Source organism: Actinomycetota bacterium (assembly GCA_041658565.1).
Lineage (GTDB): Bacteria > Actinomycetota > AC-67 > AC-67 > AC-67 > JBAZZY01.
The window spans coordinates 14,856-31,898 of the sequence record JBAZZY010000002.1 but is presented as its reverse complement, the minus strand read 5'-3'; the positions used below and the strand labels follow the sequence as shown (position 1 = coordinate 31,898).

Genomic DNA, 17,043 nt, shown 5'->3' with positions numbered 1-17,043 from the left:
CCCGCTCATCTTTCAGCCTTTACCGAGCGGTCCATCCGCAATCGGCAAGAAGGTCGGACCCGGTTACAAACGACGCGCCGTCGCCGGCGAGGAATCCGATTGCGGCCGCGATCTCCGCGGGGTCCGCCCAGCGCCCGAACGCCTGCTCACCTTCGCGCTCCTTGCGCATCTCCGGGACCGAAACGCCGTGACGCAACGCCTCGCCCTCGACGTCGCTGCGCAGCATCGGCGTGTCAACAGATCCGGGGCTGAGCGAGTTCACACGAATCCCCGACGGCGCCAACTCCCACGCGAGTGCGCGCGTAAACGAGAGCAGCGCTCCCTTCGTTGCGCCGTACACCGCGTGATTCACCTGTCCTACATGACCCGAGACCGACGCGACGTTGACGATCGCCGGCGCGCGCGCTTCGGCAAGCAGTGGTATGAACTCCCGGCACATCAGCATCGTCCCGCCCACGTTGATGTCCACGACGCGCCGGTAGTCCTCCCACGTCGTCTCGACGAGCGGCTTCACCAGGACGACGCCGGCGTTGTTGACCAGAACGTCCACGCTGCCGAACTGCTCGCGCGTCCACCGCGCCAGCTCGACAACGTCGGCCTCCACGGAAACGTCGCAGCGGTGGAACCGGACGTCACCCGAGATCGCCTTCAGTTCCTCGCTCTCGTTCGCGATGTCGGTCGCTACGACCCGCGCGCCCTCGCGCTCGGCAAACCAGCGCACCGCAGCCGCGCCGATCCCCTGCGCGGCCCCGCTGACAACCACAACTCTTCCCGCGTTCTTCTCCATCGTCACTCCATCACTCATGCGACCTACACACCCAGAATCGCGCGCGCCTGCGCGACGGTAGCGACCGGCCTGCCGAGGAACTCGGACAGCTGCGCCGCCTCCGCAACGAGCTTCGACGCCGTCGCGCGCTCCCCCTTCCGGTCGAAGGGCCAATCCTCGGTTCCAATGCGGATGTGGTCGCCTTGCTGGATCGCGGCCGTATGCACCTGGCGCTGGCCTTCGCCCATCACGCTCACGATCACCGCACATCCCTCCGGCATGAGGCGTCGCCGATAGGAGTACTCCTCGACGGTCGGCGGGGACCACGTGCCACCCGGCCACCCTAGGAAGAACGTCGTTATATACGGGGCGTCGAGCACGCCCTTGTCGCGCACGTACTCGAGGTTCCAAACCGATCCGGAGTGCCACACTTCGAACTCCGGCTTGATGCCGTGCTCGCGGCAGCGAAGGGCGTAATCCACCGACTCCTCGCGCGTGTGCAATACATGATTGTCGAGCCCGGGAAACGCCTCGTCGTGGTGTCCGAGCATGATCGAGATCATCTCGGACTTCTGCCGAAACACGTCGGCCCGCTCGTCGGCCGTCAGCGTGGACATCCCGCTCTGCACGATGATGTCGCAGTTCGCGCGAATGCCCTCGATGACCTCGTTCCACGCGCCCTCGGCGTGTATGTGGACGACGGTTGCGCCGGCCTCGCGGCAACGCACGGTCTCGGCCACGAGGGCATCGACGTCCAGCGGATCGGTGGGCTTGTAGTCGTCCGACGGCCAGAGCCAACTCGCCGGCGTTGCTGCGGTAATGATCAGCGGATCCATTCCTACTCCTTCGTCTTCTTGGTCTTGGCCTACATTGAGAGTTCGGCGCCGCCAGCCGCAACCGAAGCGTACGCGCGCTCGGCGACTCGCAGTGCGTACGCGCCGTCGGCAGGATCCACTCCGTGCGGCCTGCCCGCCGCGAGCGCTTCCGCGAAATCGCGCACTCCTGCGGCGACCGAGTTGAACTTCCACAACGCGACGTCGCGGTGGGCATCGAGCGTCACGCCCTCGACATCGGTGCCGCCTCGGTAGTGAATAGCCGTCGGGTTCGCAAGCTGATCGACGACGACGCTGCCCTTGCTTCCGTAGACCTCGAGTCGCTCGGTCCACGGGATCTCGGCAGTGAAGGTGTACTCAGTCGTGTAAAGGCCGCCGCCGACGAGCCGGCCCGAGACGATCGCGTGGTCTTCGACCTCGCTCACCGGGACCAGTTGCGCCGCGGTCGCGCGCACCGTCTCGACGCCGCCGAAGAGCCAGCGCAGCAAGTAGAACGAATGCGCGCCGGAGTCCAGGATGGCGCCCCCCATCGTCTGGCTCTTGCGCCCCTTCCAGGACGAAGTGTCGCTAAGGCGTTCGACCTCGCTCCCGGCGATGAAGGTCCGCACGAGCCGGATGTCCCCCAGCGCGCCCTCTTCGAGCAAGCGCGCGACGGAAAGATAGGCCCCTTCAAACCGCGTGTTTTCGGCGAGCGCGAGCGTGACGCCACTCGCGCGCGCCAGGGCGATCAGTTCCTCGGCGTCTGCGGAGGTCGGGGCGAGAGGCTTCTCCAGGATGACGTGCTTGCCGGCCTGCAGAGCCGCGCGCGCAATCTCAACGTGCAGGTGATGAGGAACCGTGATGTCCACCGCATCCACCGTTGGATCGGCGAGCAACTCCCGGTAGTCGGTGTACGCGGTCGCGCCCCAGCGCGCCGCCCTCTGCGTCGCGCGTTCTTGGTCGAGGTCGCACGTGGCCTTGATCTTGACGATCTCGCCGGACTGGTCGTACGCGTTCTCGTGGAACCAGGAGATGAGTCCCAGTCCGATCATCCCGATACCGATCACGGTTGCTCCCTTGCGTTCGCCGATGTCCGACCGCGAGGCCGGCCGTTCACCCCACCTGGTGGATTTCGCGCGGAAGTTGCGACAGACGCCGCGCGCCGGTGGGGCCGACGTGATACGTCTCTTCGTTTCCAATCACCACGACTTGCTCGGTGATCGTGTACAACTCGATCGCGAGCACCATGTTCTCCCGGATAACCGCATCCGCGCGGTTGTCGATCCAGTCCTCCTCGAGCTCGAGCCCGATGTTGTGGCCGACGTGATTCAGCCACTGGTGCCCGAGGATGTCCCGGTCGATCATGATCTGCCGCCCGTGCTCGAACAAATCCGCGTAGGTCATGCCCGGCGTGATCGCCCCGCCGATGTCATCGACGACGCCGACCATCGCCTCGTAGCGCGTCGAGATCGCTTCGGGGATTTCGCCCGCGTGCACGTAGCGCCGGTTGTCCGAGCAATACCCGTCGACGGTCGCTCCTACGTCCAAGGTGACGAGGGTATCCGGCTCCAGGATGTCGTCGTAGGCAATCTCGGGGTTGCGGTTTCCAAACCCGATAGTCACGTGACTGACCGCCGTTCCGCCTCGCTCAGCAACGCGCCGCTTGGCCTCCTGCACCAGGTCCGCCCGGTTCATGCCCACACGCACGACCTCGAAGAGGTCGGCCACCGCCGCCTCCGCGATCGCAAGGCCACGAGTGAGCACCTCAACTTCCTCTGCCGACTTCACCAGACGTAGATCGAGCACAAGATCGTCCACAAGCTCGAGGCGCGCGGCCGCAAGGCTCTCCTGTTCGAGAAGCTTCAGCACAAAGTAAGGACACGTTGATTCGATGCCGAGCCGAAGTCCGGATCCGAGTTGGTCGCGCGCGATAGTGCGCACCGCTTCCCCTGCGGCCGAGAGATCCTCGTACCTCACGATCTCGTCGACGCCGAATGTCAGCCCCATCGTCGAGAAACCCCAACAGAGCAATGTGACGGCACCGGACACATCGACGTAAGCGAACGCAGGAAGGCGGTTCTTCAAGTTGAACAAGACTGGGTTTCCGGCACCCGGGACGCACGGGTATCCCGTCGCGTAGTAGACGCTTTCGGGGTTCGTCAGGAGCATCCCGCCAAGGCCTCGCTCGCTCAGGCGCGCGGCAGCCTGCATAGGGTCGAACCCCTTCGACCGCAGGTGGGTTGACTCGGTGGAAACGGTCACGAAGTCCTCCTTGGACACACTTGGAGTTCCTCGTACTTGTATCAGTTCAGGAAACGGCCGCCAAAAGCGGGCTTCTTTCCCACCCGATTCGAAACGCCTTCGGCACTCAGGTCCCTGATATGCGTTGAGAGCCGAATGCCCCGTTCACGCGCTCTGACTGCCTGCGATGACGCCGACGAGCCTTTCGGCCTATTGCGCCTCGGACGGGCAGGTGCGATAAGGAAAGCCCGCGATCGAAAGAGGCCAACAAGATGAGAACTGCCCGAATCGCGATCTTCTTCTTGGCGCTACCGCTCTTTGGAATGCCCGCGCGCGCTGAAGCCGCCGAGCCTGCACGGCGATACATCGTCGTGCTCTCGCCCTCGACAAACCCCGGTGAAATCGCTCGCGAGCACGCCGGCGCCGTCGGTGCCCAAGTTCGGTTCGTCTACCGCCACGCGCTCAAGGGATACGCCGCAACGATGTCTCCGACGGCAGCAAAGAGGCTTTCCCGAGACCAACGGGTGCGCTACATAGAACCGGATTACACGGCGACGATCCTGGGGAGTCAGACCAACCCCACTTGGGGGCTCAATCGCATCGATCAGCGCGACCTTCCTCTTGATCAGGCCTACACCTACGGCGCCACCGGAGTGGGCGTACACGCCTACGTGATCGACACAGGCATCCGCACGACCCACGCGGACTTCGGCGGGCGCGCGTCCTACGGCACGGACGCCGTCGGTGGCAAAGGGAGCGGAAGCGACTGCAACGGGCACGGAACGCATGTCGCCGGAACGATCGGCGGCGCGACGTACGGAGTAGCCAAGCAGGTTTCGCTGGTCGCAGTGCGCGTGCTCAACTGCCGGGGAAGCGGCACCTACTCGCAAGTCATCGCCGGGATCGACTGGGTAACCGGCAACGCGATCCACCCGGCCGTCGCGAACATGAGCCTCGGCGGGCCGGTCTCAACTGCGCTCGACGACGCCGTTCGATCCTCAATCGCCTCCGGCGTGACCTACGCGATCGCTGCGGGCAATGGGAACTCGTCAGGGATCGCTCAGGATGCCTGCACCGCCTCGCCCGCTCGCGTCGCCCAGGCGCTGACAGTCAGCGCGACCAACACCGCCGACGGTAAAGCATCGTGGGCCAACTTCGGCACATGCGTGGACTTGTTCGCTCCCGGCGTGAGCATCACTTCAAGCTGGGGCTCGAGCGACACCGCGACGAACACGATCAGCGGCACCTCGATGGCGACCCCCCACGTTGCCGGCACCGCAGCTTTGTACTTGCAGACAAACCCGAGCGCCGCCGCGATCACCGTCGCCGACGCAATCACCTCGAACGCTTCAGCGGGCAAGGTCTCCAACCCGGGCAGCGGAACGCCGAACCTGTTGGACTACACCGGGTTCATATCGGGGGGAGGCTCAACGAACCAACCGCCGACCGCGTCATTCACCGCGGGTTGCTCGGTGCTTGACTGCACCTTCACCGACACCAGCACCGACCCCGACGGGGGCGCCATCGCCTCGTGGAGTTGGGCGTTCGGGGACGGCGGCACTTCGACCCTGCAGAACCCGTCCCACACCTACGCGACCTCCGGCACATACCAGGTGAGCCTCACCGTCACCGACAGCGGCAGCGCCGCGAGTGCGCCCGTCACCCAGCAAGTCACAGTCTCCGCGGAAGCCGGCACGATCACGCTCTCGGTCGTCGGATCGACCAACAAGGGCGGCGTGTCCCGGGCCTCACTCACATGGAGCGGAGCCACCGGCGCGAACGTTGACGTTCACCGTAACGGCGCCTTCTTGACCACAACATCCAACAGCGGCTCCTACGTGGACAACCTCGGCAAGAGGGTGGCCGGCACGTTCACCTACGAGGTATGCGACGCCGGTACCTCAAACTGCTCCACCCCGGTCGGCGTCACCTTCTAGCCGAAGCTCTCAATCCGCCGGCCGGCCATTGACGGCGTCCCGGCCCCTCGCTAGCGTGGGACTAGTAGTGGGACTTACCCAGAGGACTCGGCATGGCGCGAACACACGTCGTGATGGCTGACGAAGTTCTCGAAGCAATCGACGAGGTCGTCGGCGAACGAGGCAGGAGCCGCTTTCTTGAAGAGGCCGCCCGAGAGAAACTCGCGCGCGCCGAACTGGAAAGGGCTTTGCGGTCTACCAAGGGGATCGCCGGGGGCAACGAATACGCCCACTGGCGCGATCGCTCAACCGCCGCGACCTGGGTTCGGGAGGGCAGAAAGACCGAGCGAATGCGTTGACGCGGTTCCTGCTGGACACCACCGTCTTGATCGATCATCTGCGTGGAGACGACTACGTTGCGGCCTCGTTGTTGTCACTGCTGCAGCGCGGCCATGCACTCTGCATCTCCTGCGTGAACGTCGCTGAAATCGAACAGGGCATCCGGTCGAAGGAAAGGCGAACTGCGAGGGCGTTGCTGGATCGCCTCGAGTTCCTTCCGACGACCAAGGAAGCAGCCCAGCGAGCCGGCAAGTATCAGGCCGACTGGACCCGACGAGGTAGGACCGTGCACATGGCCGATGCCCTTGTGGCAGGGACCGCGAGCGCGCATGGTGCCGTGTTGGTCACCGACAACGTCGCAGACTTCCCCATGCGCGACATCCGTGTCGTCCGGACCGCCGGACTCAAGAAGTTCGAATAACGCAACTATCGCGGCAACCCCGCGCGCCGTTAACCGGCGCGACGGCGTGCGACGCGCTCGGGTTGCGAGCGGCGACCGACGTGGGCCGGACGGCCTCCCGGACCTTGGCGACGGCCCTGCGGCGAGTTACGACGTTGCCCTCCACGCTCCTCGCGCACAAAACCGTGCTCGACCGAGAACTCCTTTTCGAGGCGCAAGCGCGAGGCCATGCGGCCCACATCGACACGCTCGTGCGGAGCGACGAACGTGATGCTGATACCCGTGGCGCCCGCGCGGCCGGTACGACCCACGCGGTGAACGAAGCTCTTGTCGTCGGTCGGCGCATCGAAGTTCACGACCTGCGCGACGTTGCGTACGTCGATTCCGCGCGCGGCCACATCGGTGGCAACCAGCGCCGCGACCCTGCCCGACGCGAACGACGCCAGCGCGCTCTCGCGTTGGGACTGGCTCTTGTTGCCGTGCATCGCAGCTGCCCTGATGCCATGAGCCGAGAGACTCTTCGCGAGCCGGTCCGCGCCGTGCTTGGTGCGCACGAAGACCAGCGTCGATCCGGCGCCCTTCTTCAGCAGCAAAGACGCAAGCTTGTCCACCTTCTGCTCCCCACCGACGGCGACGAAACGATGTTCGACGTCCTGCGCAGCCGGCGGTGCGTCGATCTCGTGCGACACCGGCTGGTGCGTGTAGCGGCGAGCGATCCGGCCGACTTCGCCGTCGAGCGTCGCGGAGAAGAGCATTGTCTGGCGCTCGGAGCGAATCCGCTCGACGAGCTTCTCGACCTGCGGGGCGAAACCCATGTCGAGCATGTGGTCGGCTTCATCCAGCACCAGGATCGTGATGCCGCCCAAGGACACCATGCGTCGGTTGACCAGATCCTCCAAGCGCCCAGGCGTCGCGACCAAGATGTTCGCCTTCGCCACAGCGCGCTGCTGCTCGCGGATAGAAACGCCCCCGTACACCACCGCAACCCGCAAGTTCTTCGCCGAGGCAATGTCGCGCAGTTCGTTGGCAACCTGCGATGCGAGTTCGCGGGTCGGAGTCAGGATCAGCGCGGAGGGAGATGCGGCATTACGATCCACGCGCTCAACGATCGGGATGGCGAACGCAAGCGTCTTGCCCGAGCCCGTACGCGAACGAACGAGAACGTCACGGCCGGCAATCGCATCGGGAAGGACGCGCGCCTGCACCTCGAACGGCTCGGCAATTCCGCGTTTTTCAAGGGTGCGCGCAACCCCATTGGACACGCCAAGATCGGTGAAAGATTTGGACATAGCTCAACTCCTGTAACGGCATACCGTGCCGCGTTCGGGAGACTCAAAGGCCTACCCGAAGCTAGAAGGAGCGAAGGGAAAGCGTGCGAACCTCATCAGTCGAATGATCCGACCGTCTGAGTAGAGTACAGCATCCGCGGCTGGTGCGTCGTAGCGGTCGACGGCAAGCCGACGACCGCTACGATCGGGCAAACTGATCCTGCCGGATCAACTCGCAACATCGTCCCGGGTCTCGCGAACGACGCGGCCCTGTTCTTGACCATCCTGGGTTATCGTCTCTTCGCGGCGACTGGCCGACCGGCTGCGACGGCCGAATGGCGCAAAGCTGCTCCAAAACAACATCGACGACAGGAATCCGATACCGCCGGCAATCATGAGAATGACGCCGGCAGTGTGGATGTCAAAGCCCTGTTGGTTGACCGGACCCGTGAGCGCGTAACGCAAGATCGCGCCGACGGCCCCGATGAAGATGCTGATGCCGATGCCCATCTCACTTCTCCTTTTCGCCCGGCGAAAGCGTTTCCGCTACCTTCTCGAGCTTGTCGCGAACGACATCGACCGCGTCGTCGGCCTTCTGCTTGGTACTGCCGGCACGCTCGTCGCGCTTCCCGTCTCTCTTCAGCTTCTCGTCGCCGACAAGCGCGCCGATCGTCTGCTTGATGCGGCCTTTCACTTTGTCCGCATTACCGCCCATATCGACAGCTCCTTTTCTCTCAGCGGTGTTCTATCGGTGGAAACACCGGCTCTTCTGCCAGCGTGACCACCGCGCGTTACGGCAACGTCACGGTCAAACCGGGCGCGCAGACTCGGAAAGCAGGCGGGGGCAGCGTAAAATTAAATGCTGGAAGTGAAGGAGAGGAGGAGAAAACGATGAGTTCGGGCATCGACTCCGCCTCGGCTGGGGCTCCGGCCCCGGTGCGTCTTGGTCTCCTCGGGGGCTTTCGTCTGAGCATCGAAGCGGAAGATGTCGCTTTGCCAATGGACGCCCAGCGGCTGGTCTGCTTCCTCGCTCTCCACAATCGGCCGCTGCTACGGACGTTTGTCGGCGGCTCACCATGGGGGGAATCAACGGAACACCGCGCCGGAGGCAGCCTCCGTTCAGCGCTGTGGCGGATCCACCACCCCGCGTATCCGCTGATCGCTCTCACGAGCGATCACGTCCGGTTGTCACCAACGGTAGCCATCGATCTGCGAGAAGGTGAAGCACTGGCCCACAGGGTGCTGGACCCACTGCAGGACTTTGACGACGCAGTCGCCGCAAACGAGGACGTACTGTCCGCCGATCTCCTCCCCGACTGGACCGAGGATTGGGTGCTGATAGAACGTGAGCGATACCACCAGCTTCGCTTGCGCGCGCTGGAGGCCTTGTGCAGGCGACTGTGCTCGAAAGGGCGATTCGGCCAGGCCGTGCAAGCCGGCATCGCGGCGGTATCGGGGGACCCTTGCGCGAGAGCGCCCGGCGCGCGCTCATCGAAGCGCACCTCGCGGAGCGCAACGTCGCCTCAGCACTCCGCGAGTACGAGGCATTCAGCCAACTCCTTCACAACGAGTTGGGGCTCGACCCCTCCGACGACTTGCGCGCATTGATCGAGGGCTTGGGCTAAGCGGGACCGGTTGGACGACGAATTGGAGCCCACAAGGCCCGGTAACAACACCGTAACGGAATCCAACGAGGATGAGTGCATGAAGACTCCATCCTCCGACCGCACCGGGCTCCTGATCGTGCGCTTATGGACCGAACCAACCGCTCACGAAGGACTCCGGGCGCGGATCACGCAAACGCTCGACTCGTCGGAACCCGAGCAAGCCATGGCTACAGCGGCCACCCCCGAGGACATCTACGCCCTCGTCCGGACATGGGTGGAAGCGTTCATCAATCCGAACTGAATGAGCCGACCGTAACGCCGGCGTGACGCGACGCGACGACGCTGAATGAGACAGTCGACTTTTCGAAGATAGGAGGACGTCATGGTGTTCCTTTTGGTACTGGCTCTCGTGTTGTTCATGCTCGGTCTCTTCACTGCGAAGATCCTGTGGTGGGCGGCGCTGATCATCGCAGTGGTGTGGCTCGTCGGAATGATCCGCCCGAGTAGCCGCATCTTCCATTAGCGGTTGTTTCCCTCACGACACACGCGACAGCAGGGCGCTGCCGAACCTCGTGCAGCTTCCCTGCCGGGTCATCCACCGAACTCGGATTCTCCAGCGGCCGGTCCGCAGCAGTTCAGATGCTTGGCCGCTCCGCAAGGCGGACCCCGAGCCGGATCTAGGTGAGGTCGCGTGGTGCCGACAAACAGACGCGACCGACCACAGAGCGACCTGTCGGTGAAGATGAAGTTCGGGGTAGTCGCTTTGGCGACCGCAGTTGCTCTGCTGGTAGGCGCCGTGGCAGCCTTGGCCGACCCGCTTCCCTTTGATCTCGCCCAAGTACCTCCCTTTCTGGACGCAGGAGCCGCCTTGGGCTCCACATCTGGAACCGGATCGACCGCAGGGTATTCCGGCACCGGGGCGTGCGCCGGCGAAACCGCCCCGGAGGGATACCCTCACGCCGCCATCTACAAGGGATCAGCCTCCGGCGTTCCTGCGCTGCTTGAGCTGACCGTAAACGACGATGAAAACGGCCCGCTGTCCCTCTGCGAAGTGGCGATCTACCGAGCCAAGGCGAACGACGTTTCCTTTGTCGACCCATTCGATGCGGCCCAGCGTTCGGCTCTTCTTTTCGGTCGCACCACCGAATGCTCTGAAGCTTCGACCTGCTCGCTGAGCAAATGGCTGGCGGCGGGGGAAGCCTTCTACGTGGTCCTGTGGTCTGCTGTCCCACCTCCTGATTCGACACCAGAGACCGAGACGCCTCCGCCGAGCGATGCCGCCTTTTCATATGCCGCATCAGTCCGACACAAGACCGCCCTGGCTATCGGACTCAGCGGACATCGCATCAAGGACTTGTGCGCTCAGTACCACGAGGTCGTCTACGGCCGCTACCTAACGGTGCGAGCCGACACCTCTCCCAACGCTACGGGGAGCGTGCGGTTCGAACTAAAAGCCTGGGACGGAGACAGTTGGAATCCCGCCGGCAGCTCGACTCGTACTCTGAGCAACGGCAACGCCTCGATCAGATACAAGGCCGGCGCTTCCGGGAAACGGTTGATAACCGCGAAGTTCCTGGGCAATGCCGTCGGGCTCCCGGCTACCTCTGCGACCATGAGGATCCTGTATGTGACTCCTCCTTGGACGCGCTATTCAGATGGAGGTCTCCGTTTGAAGGTGCCGTATTACCGTCAGCAGCGGAGGCTTTCGTGCGAAGGAGCAGCACTGAGGATGGCGCACAACTACTTCCATCCCGGCCGGATCGATTACGACACCTCCGTCTACAAAATCACCGGTATCGATCCGCGCCGTCCCGCCCGCAACGGCGGCTGCAATCCGGACCGAGCCTTCTGCGGAAACGTGGATGGCCTGATGATGAAAGACGGCTACGGGGTTCATTACCGACCGATCGCCCTGGCAGCCACCTCCTACGATAAGTGCCGGCCGGGCATTGCCCTTCGAACGTATTCCTATGCCACCCTGGCCGGCTATCTCGACAACGGTTACCCGGTGGTCGTGTGGGGGGCCCACAAAGGATCGACCGGAATCCACAAGTACAACTGGAGGGCCTGGGACGGCAGCTACGTGACCGCCTACAGCGTTGAACATACCTGGACGGTCGTGGGCTTCCGAGGCAAGCCCGGCAGCCCAACCCATTTCATCGTGGCCGACCCTTCCAAAAGCTCCAGTGGTGGGGTCAAGACGGTTACAACTTCCCAATACTACGCCTTCACCAAGTACTTCAAGACGGCCGTCGTCGTGCGTGGTTGATTCACGTCAACTGTCCGGACGAGTCCGCGGCTCCCCGTGACGCTCTCGTGACGAGTTGCTTGCAAGGTGAGCGACAGATGACGGACCATATCTGGAACATCCGCATCCCGGACGCCGGAGCGACGGGCATGGAGTTTGCGCGCGGTCGACTGGCCCCGACCCAGCACCTGATTGCGCACGCGCTCCCTGAAACCGTCGACGTTGAGGTGAGATCCGAGGATGGAGTCCTGATCGCTGCCGGTCACGGTCTGACTCAAAAGAAGGCGACGCCGATGGACCGCTTGTCGCTCGTCGGAGACGCCGTGGAACGCGTCAACGGCTGGCCCGGCCCGGAGGACCTCGGCAAGCCGGTCATTCTCTGCGGCGGAGAAGTCGGAATCCTACGCACATGGTGGAACGCCGACGACGGAAGTGAATGGCGCTGGACGATCGAACTTCACAACGCCCGCTAAAACGCGCCTCCGGATGGAGCCCAACGCGACTCAGGAATCGCTGCAGCACTTCCCGTCAGACGATTCTGAGCGATGCTCCGCAGCCGTTCGCTTTCCGTCACAGCACATCTGCTCCTCCGGCGCGCTCTCCTCGGCTTGGGGGGATCCAGGGGGATTCTGCAGTTCCTTCGCCGTCTCCTCGTTCTTCGCCGTGTCCTCGTTCAACATGCCACTCTCCTCCTCAAGTAAAGGATGCGGATAGCCTTCCTACGCGACACGAACCGCAATTGTGTTCGCCATTGAACTCAGTGGAGTCGCGGACGTGACGCTCGATTGCGCCGCCTCCGGCATGCGTTCCGTCTTCGATCGAGCGCTCGGAGCAAGCCAATCCTCCGCCCAGGCACTGAAATGCAACGCGGCTGATACCGCCACGAAGAAGACGACTGCCACCAGTGCGGGAATCATGTTGCCGTTCGCAGTCCAAGCACGAAGGAAACCCGACCAAGCGTCTCGCTCCCGCGAATGACTCTTAGCATTGCATGATCAACTCGCAACGTCGTCCCGGGTCTCGCGAACAACGCGGCCCTGTTCGCGACCATCCTGGGTGATCGTCTCCTCGCGGCGGCTGGCCGACCGGCTGCGACTGCCGAATGGCGCAAAGCTGCTCCAGAACAACATCGACGACACGAGGCCGATCGCGCCGGCAATCATAAGAATGACGCCGGCGGTGTGGACGTCAAAGCCCTGTTGGTTGGCCGGACCCGTGAGCGCATAACGCAAGATCGCGCCGACGGCCCCGATGAAGATGCTGATGCCAATGCCCATCTCACTCCTCCTTGCTTGTTCGACGTTTGTTCGACGAAGGCGGGTGCGCAACGCCGGAACCTCCAACTTCTGTCTGCGACAAGTGTTCTCACCGCGTGTTACTGCAGCGTCACGGCCGCACCTACCGACACGGGATGGACTCCACCAAGCTCCAGCCGAATGGTCGTCTTTGTCTGGCGGATTCAGCTCGGATCTCGATCTGTTAGTGCGGTGACGTTCCGGTAACGCCGGGCGGCAAGAATGCACTCCAGAACGGAGGTGAGATCATGTTGACAATCCTGCTGATTGTTGTGCTGGTTCTACTTCTGACCGGAGGCAGCTTCGGCTATCGCCGCTCGCGGCGATAGCGACTCCCGGCGCTAAGCCGACGGAACGAACGTGTGAGTGGCGAAGCGTCGACGCAGAGCCAGGCTCACGTAAACCAGGGTCACCAGAACGGGTACCTCGATGAGCGGACCGACGACGCCGGCCAGGGCTTGGCCCGACGTGACTCCGAATGTTGCGATGGCAACCGCGATGGCTAGCTCGAAGTTGTTACTGGCGGCCGTGAACGCGAGCGTGGTGGTGCGTTCGTAGCCGAGGCCGAGGGAGGCGCCGAGGGCGTAGGCGCCGCTCCACATGACTGCGAAGTAGACGAGCAGCGGCAGCGCGATGCGCGCGACATCGAGCGGGTTGCTGGTGATGGCCTCACCCTGCAGGGCGAAAAGCACGACCACCGTGAACAGCAGCCCGTAGATGGCGAAAGGCCCTATGCGAGGAATGAACTTCTCCTCGTACCACGTGCGCCCCTTGGCCTTTTCGCCGACGCGGCGAGAGAGAAACCCGGCCAACAGCGGGATGCCCAGAAAGATCAGCACGCTGCGGGCGATGTCCCAGGCCGATGCGTCGATGTGGCTCTGGTCCAACCCAAGCCAACCCGGCAGGACGTTCAGATAGAACCAGCCGAGCGCGGCAAACGCGAACACTTGGAACACCGAGTTGATGGCCACCAGCACAGCGGCGGCTTCGCGATCGCCGCAGGCGAGGTCATTCCAGATGATGACCATAGCGATGCACCGAGCGAGTCCCACGATGATCAGCCCCGTGCGGTACGCGGGCAGATCGGACAGGAAGATCCACGCCAGGGTGAACATAAGTGCCGGCCCAAGCACCCAATTGAGCAGCATCGAGCCGGCCAGCAGGCGCTTGTCGCCGGTGACGGAACCGAGGTGGTCGTAGCGGACCTTCGCCAGCACCGGGTACATCATCACGAGCAGCCCGATCGCGATGGGCATACTGATCCCGTCCACTTGCACGGCCTGCAACACGTCTCTGAGGCCGGGGATGCCGCGGCCCAGAACCAGTCCCACGAGCATGGCAAGGCCGATCCACACCGGCAGGAACCGATCAAGCGTGGAGAGCTTGCCGACCACAACGTCGGCCGGCTTGGTGGGAACGCTCATAACGCGGTCATGCCGACACCGGGTCACCCAACGCCCTGAACATCCGCGCCGGGTCACCAGCCCAGTCCTGAGTCAACGGCTCGCGCGGCGGCGGAGTGAAGCCGGACGTCGTCTCCGCGATGAGCAGACCCTGATTCGACATGCGTCCATTCTTGCGCGCTCCCCCAACCATTCACAACCAATGCACGCTCCGAGGTCGTGGTCCACATTCCATAGCTTCAAAAGACCTGGGTGTGGACGAGCGGCCTGCAGGCGCAGGAACCGGATGGACGTTGTGGATCCGCCGTGTGGCGGAGTTCAACGCAAAGTCGTCAGGACGCCCCAATGGTCGCTCGGCCACAAACCGTCGACCGGCGCATTCATGAAGCGCTCCGACTCGACAGGCTGCAGCGCCGAGCCCCCGCGAAGCCAGACGTAGTCGATCCGTTCCGTCACGGTCGGCCCCGTCGCGGTGAGTTGCTGATCGACGGTCGAGCCCTCATCGGCGCGGAGGGTCGAGTAGGTATCGAGCCACGAACGATCGACGAGCGCGGCGTAGGCGGCACTGGAAGACACAGCGTTGCAGTCGCACACAATGACGGCGCTTCGGTCGCGCAGCGAGCGGTCGCTCGCCCATCTCGCCAAGTCCGCGTGTTGGTCGACGTTGCCGGACGTATGCGCGGCCACGACGGACAGGGGTCCCCGCGGCGTACTCACCTCCGCCCACACCGCAGCCCGCGGCTCGAGCGCGAGGTCGAGCGCGCAGACTGGGTCCTGCGCCGGCAAGCACTCACCCGTGAGACGACCCACTACATCCTCACCGGGAAGGCGATGGGCGGCCGCCCGCAGGATCGGCCACCGGCTCAGCACCGCAGCGCCCTCGTACCACTCGTTCTCGTGCGAGTTGTAGTGCGCCGCAAGTTGATCCGATAGCGGGTCGCCGCCTCCCGGCCGCGTGTCGGGCACGCCTGGAGCGTGCGGCTCGGTGCGGAACCAGCACCAATACCAGGTCTGCTCCGTCACCCTCGCCAACTCCGCCGACAGCCGCTGGATCACTCGACCGTGATTCGTCGACTCGCTGACCTCCTGCAGACCCACGACGTCGACTCCACTGTCCGCCAGCTCCTGTACCTGGATCTCCAATCGCCGCTCGAGCGTCTGGTCGCCCTCGTCGGTGAGACCGTGCAGCACGTTGAATGAGGCGACACGAAGCTGATATTCAGCGTCCTCCCGAACCGGGCCGGCCGGAAGGCCACCGTCGGCCCGGTCGCACAACGGCGTCGGCTCCAGCCCCAGGCCGCGCGCGAATGCGAACGGCGTGAGAAGCAACAGCGCCGAGGCGACGGCCAACCACACACGGGACATATCCATCCCTTTCTCCGCGCGCCGGCCGGATCCTCTTGAGCGCGCGGTTCTCGTATGGACGAGGCGTCACATGTGGCGCTCACTTCAGGCGAGCACCAACGCCGCGCGCGCCCAATGCGGCGCCCCTTGTGTCCGGCGTGCGTCGCTACGCGGACTTCCTGTGGCAGAAGGACCCGACCATCATCGGCGGCGACCACAACGTCCCGTGGCGTGGTCCAAGCATCGACTTCCTCGCCACGTACTGGATGCTCCGGTACTACAGCGAGGTCGAGGTGGCGGAAACGGAGACCTCACTTCCCGCCTGGGCAGGGCCGCGCTACCGGTAGCGGCCGGTCGGCTCAATCACGCCTGCGACACAGGGGTCAAGGCAGCGCGCGGCTGACTACTGCGCGTATCGCTTCGACTACTTCGTCCGGGCGATCGCGAAGTTGCAGCCAAGTCACGTGGATCACCGTCCAGCCAAGCACGGTGAGCGCATTGCGGCGCGCGCGATCGTGATCCCACTGCTGCCGGCTCGAATGCCACTGGAACCCATCGGCCTCGATCGCTACTCGGTGCTCGACATATGCGAAATCGAGTACCGCTAGTCCGGCGCGCGTCCGGATCTTGTGCTGGATGGCCGGCGGCGGAAAGCCCGCTCCGCGAAGGACCCGCAGCAGCCGTGTCTCAAACACGCTCTGGGGCACTTTGCGCGAAGCGTGGCGCGCGCCGACGAGATCCGCGAGCACGCCGCTTCCTCGGCGGCCTCGGCAGCCGGTCTCCTGAATCCGTCGCCGCAGTCGTGCAACCGTCACCAGCTTCCGGTGAAGAGCGTCGTCGAGCGCTTCCTCGAGAACCCCGGCAGGCGCCACTCCCGCGATATCGATCAACGTGCGCGCCACGGTGGTAACCGGGATACCGTCGATCTTCGTCACGTCGGCGCGCGCCAGAGGCATTGGTCGATGAACGATGTGGCCGCGCGCGCGCCAGCGCGCGCGCGGCACACTTAACTCAATGCTGCCGGGAGCGAAGCCCGGAAACCCCCACAGTGCGGCCGCCGCACAGTGAGAAACCACGGCGCCTTCTCCCCAGGCCAGGCACGCGGCCAGAAGGGACTGCCGCCACGTTGCCGGCGCCCCCGCGAGTCGATACACGCCGGGAAATAGGCGATCCCACACACCCGAGATCAGCCGGCGGTCGATCGTCTTTCGAGCGGCACCGCACGCCAACGCCTGCGCTCGCGTAAACACGCCGTGCTGCGCGGCAGCAAGCCGGGCAACCCTTCGAGCAGCCGAATTTCGTATGGACGAGGCGTCACATGTGGCGCTCACTCAATACGAGTAACAGCGCGCGCGACCGAGTGCGCCCCCGCACGGCCGTATCGCGACGATCAGCCGGATCTTG

General features: G+C 64.2%; 20 protein-coding genes and 1 pseudogene. 9 read left to right on the top strand and 12 right to left on the bottom strand.

The window, feature by feature from the left end:
* Positions 1-19 precede the first annotated feature (19 nt).
* From WDA27_02360 to WDA27_02345, 4 genes are read right to left on the bottom strand one after another with little or no spacing between them, the layout of a single operon-like run.
* Positions 20-805 carry an SDR family oxidoreductase gene (locus WDA27_02360; protein MFA5889789.1) on the bottom strand — a complete coding sequence of 262 codons (786 nt, stop codon included), beginning with the start codon at positions 803-805 and terminating at the stop codon, positions 20-22.
* Positions 806-810: 5 nt separating this feature from the next.
* Entirely contained in the window at positions 811-1,602 is a 792-nt protein-coding gene (locus WDA27_02355) for a 3-keto-5-aminohexanoate cleavage protein (GenBank protein MFA5889788.1), read from the bottom strand.
* A gap of 29 nt (positions 1,603-1,631) precedes the next feature.
* Complete coding sequence (locus WDA27_02350) at positions 1,632-2,645, bottom strand: Gfo/Idh/MocA family oxidoreductase (protein ID MFA5889787.1); 1,014 nt, start codon at positions 2,643-2,645, stop codon at positions 1,632-1,634.
* A gap of 46 nt (positions 2,646-2,691) precedes the next feature.
* Positions 2,692-3,840, bottom strand: coding sequence for a Xaa-Pro peptidase family protein (locus WDA27_02345; GenBank protein ID MFA5889786.1), 1,149 nt, complete (start codon positions 3,838-3,840; stop codon positions 2,692-2,694).
* A 251-nt stretch (positions 3,841-4,091) separates the two neighbouring features.
* Here WDA27_02345 and WDA27_02340 point away from each other — a divergent pair, with 251 nt between their 5' ends.
* From WDA27_02340 to WDA27_02330, 3 genes are all read left to right on the top strand, one after another.
* Complete coding sequence (locus tag WDA27_02340; protein ID MFA5889785.1) at positions 4,092-5,756, top strand: S8 family serine peptidase; 1,665 nt, start codon at positions 4,092-4,094, stop codon at positions 5,754-5,756.
* A 92-nt stretch (positions 5,757-5,848) separates the two neighbouring features.
* Positions 5,849-6,094, top strand: coding sequence for a hypothetical protein (locus WDA27_02335; GenBank protein ID MFA5889784.1), 246 nt, complete (start codon positions 5,849-5,851; stop codon positions 6,092-6,094).
* Entirely contained in the window at positions 6,091-6,495 is a 405-nt protein-coding gene (locus WDA27_02330) for a type II toxin-antitoxin system VapC family toxin (GenBank protein MFA5889783.1), read from the top strand. Before WDA27_02335 ends, WDA27_02330 begins: the two co-directional genes overlap by 4 nt.
* A gap of 29 nt (positions 6,496-6,524) precedes the next feature.
* On the opposite strand, the gene WDA27_02325 is transcribed toward WDA27_02330, so the two are convergent.
* From WDA27_02325 to WDA27_02315, 3 genes are all read right to left on the bottom strand, one after another.
* Entirely contained in the window at positions 6,525-7,763 is a 1,239-nt protein-coding gene (locus WDA27_02325) for a DEAD/DEAH box helicase (GenBank protein ID MFA5889782.1), read from the bottom strand.
* A 207-nt stretch (positions 7,764-7,970) separates the two neighbouring features.
* On the bottom strand, positions 7,971-8,252 hold the full coding sequence (locus WDA27_02320) for a hypothetical protein (protein ID MFA5889781.1): 282 nt from the start codon (positions 8,250-8,252) through the stop codon (positions 7,971-7,973).
* 1 nt (position 8,253) lies between these two features.
* Entirely contained in the window at positions 8,254-8,457 is a 204-nt protein-coding gene (locus tag WDA27_02315) for a CsbD family protein (protein MFA5889780.1), read from the bottom strand.
* Between the two features lie 748 nt (positions 8,458-9,205).
* Between WDA27_02315 and WDA27_02310 the strand changes: the two genes are divergently transcribed.
* The 5 genes from WDA27_02310 to WDA27_02290 all read left to right on the top strand — a co-directional run bounded on the left by WDA27_02310 (position 9,206) and on the right by WDA27_02290 (position 12,070).
* Positions 9,206-9,367 (top strand): BTAD domain-containing putative transcriptional regulator, encoded by a 162-nt coding sequence (locus WDA27_02310; protein ID MFA5889779.1) that lies wholly within the window; start codon positions 9,206-9,208, stop codon positions 9,365-9,367.
* A gap of 79 nt (positions 9,368-9,446) precedes the next feature.
* Positions 9,447-9,650: a hypothetical protein gene (locus WDA27_02305; protein MFA5889778.1), complete on the top strand. Its 204-nt coding sequence runs from the start codon at positions 9,447-9,449 to the stop codon at positions 9,648-9,650.
* A gap of 81 nt (positions 9,651-9,731) precedes the next feature.
* Complete coding sequence (locus WDA27_02300) at positions 9,732-9,872, top strand: hydrophobic protein (protein MFA5889777.1); 141 nt, start codon at positions 9,732-9,734, stop codon at positions 9,870-9,872.
* A gap of 171 nt (positions 9,873-10,043) precedes the next feature.
* Positions 10,044-11,618 carry a C39 family peptidase gene (locus WDA27_02295; GenBank protein ID MFA5889776.1) on the top strand — a complete coding sequence of 525 codons (1,575 nt, stop codon included), beginning with the start codon at positions 10,044-10,046 and terminating at the stop codon, positions 11,616-11,618.
* Positions 11,619-11,695: 77 nt separating this feature from the next.
* Complete coding sequence (locus WDA27_02290) at positions 11,696-12,070, top strand: hypothetical protein (protein MFA5889775.1); 375 nt, start codon at positions 11,696-11,698, stop codon at positions 12,068-12,070.
* Between the two features lie 522 nt (positions 12,071-12,592).
* Here the strand turns inward: WDA27_02290 and WDA27_02285 are convergent.
* The 4 genes and pseudogenes from WDA27_02285 to WDA27_02270 form a co-directional block, all read right to left on the bottom strand.
* Positions 12,593-12,874 (bottom strand): hypothetical protein, encoded by a 282-nt coding sequence (locus WDA27_02285; GenBank protein MFA5889774.1) that lies wholly within the window; start codon positions 12,872-12,874, stop codon positions 12,593-12,595.
* Between the two features lie 359 nt (positions 12,875-13,233).
* On the bottom strand, positions 13,234-14,316 hold the full coding sequence (gene arsB / locus WDA27_02280; protein ID MFA5889773.1) for an ACR3 family arsenite efflux transporter: 1,083 nt from the start codon (positions 14,314-14,316) through the stop codon (positions 13,234-13,236).
* A 16-nt stretch (positions 14,317-14,332) separates the two neighbouring features.
* Positions 14,333-14,458: pseudogene (locus WDA27_02275) on the bottom strand (transcriptional regulator).
* A gap of 155 nt (positions 14,459-14,613) precedes the next feature.
* Positions 14,614-15,666, bottom strand: a complete 1,053-nt coding sequence (locus tag WDA27_02270) for an endonuclease/exonuclease/phosphatase family protein (protein ID MFA5889772.1) — start codon at positions 15,664-15,666, stop codon at positions 14,614-14,616.
* A 122-nt stretch (positions 15,667-15,788) separates the two neighbouring features.
* Between WDA27_02270 and WDA27_02265 the strand changes: the two genes are divergently transcribed.
* Positions 15,789-15,986: a hypothetical protein gene (locus tag WDA27_02265; GenBank protein MFA5889771.1), complete on the top strand. Its 198-nt coding sequence runs from the start codon at positions 15,789-15,791 to the stop codon at positions 15,984-15,986.
* A 36-nt stretch (positions 15,987-16,022) separates the two neighbouring features.
* Here WDA27_02265 and WDA27_02260 read toward each other — a convergent pair whose 3' ends face one another.
* On the bottom strand, positions 16,023-16,970 hold the full coding sequence (locus tag WDA27_02260; GenBank protein MFA5889770.1) for a type IV toxin-antitoxin system AbiEi family antitoxin domain-containing protein: 948 nt from the start codon (positions 16,968-16,970) through the stop codon (positions 16,023-16,025).
* Positions 16,971-17,043 lie beyond the last annotated feature (73 nt).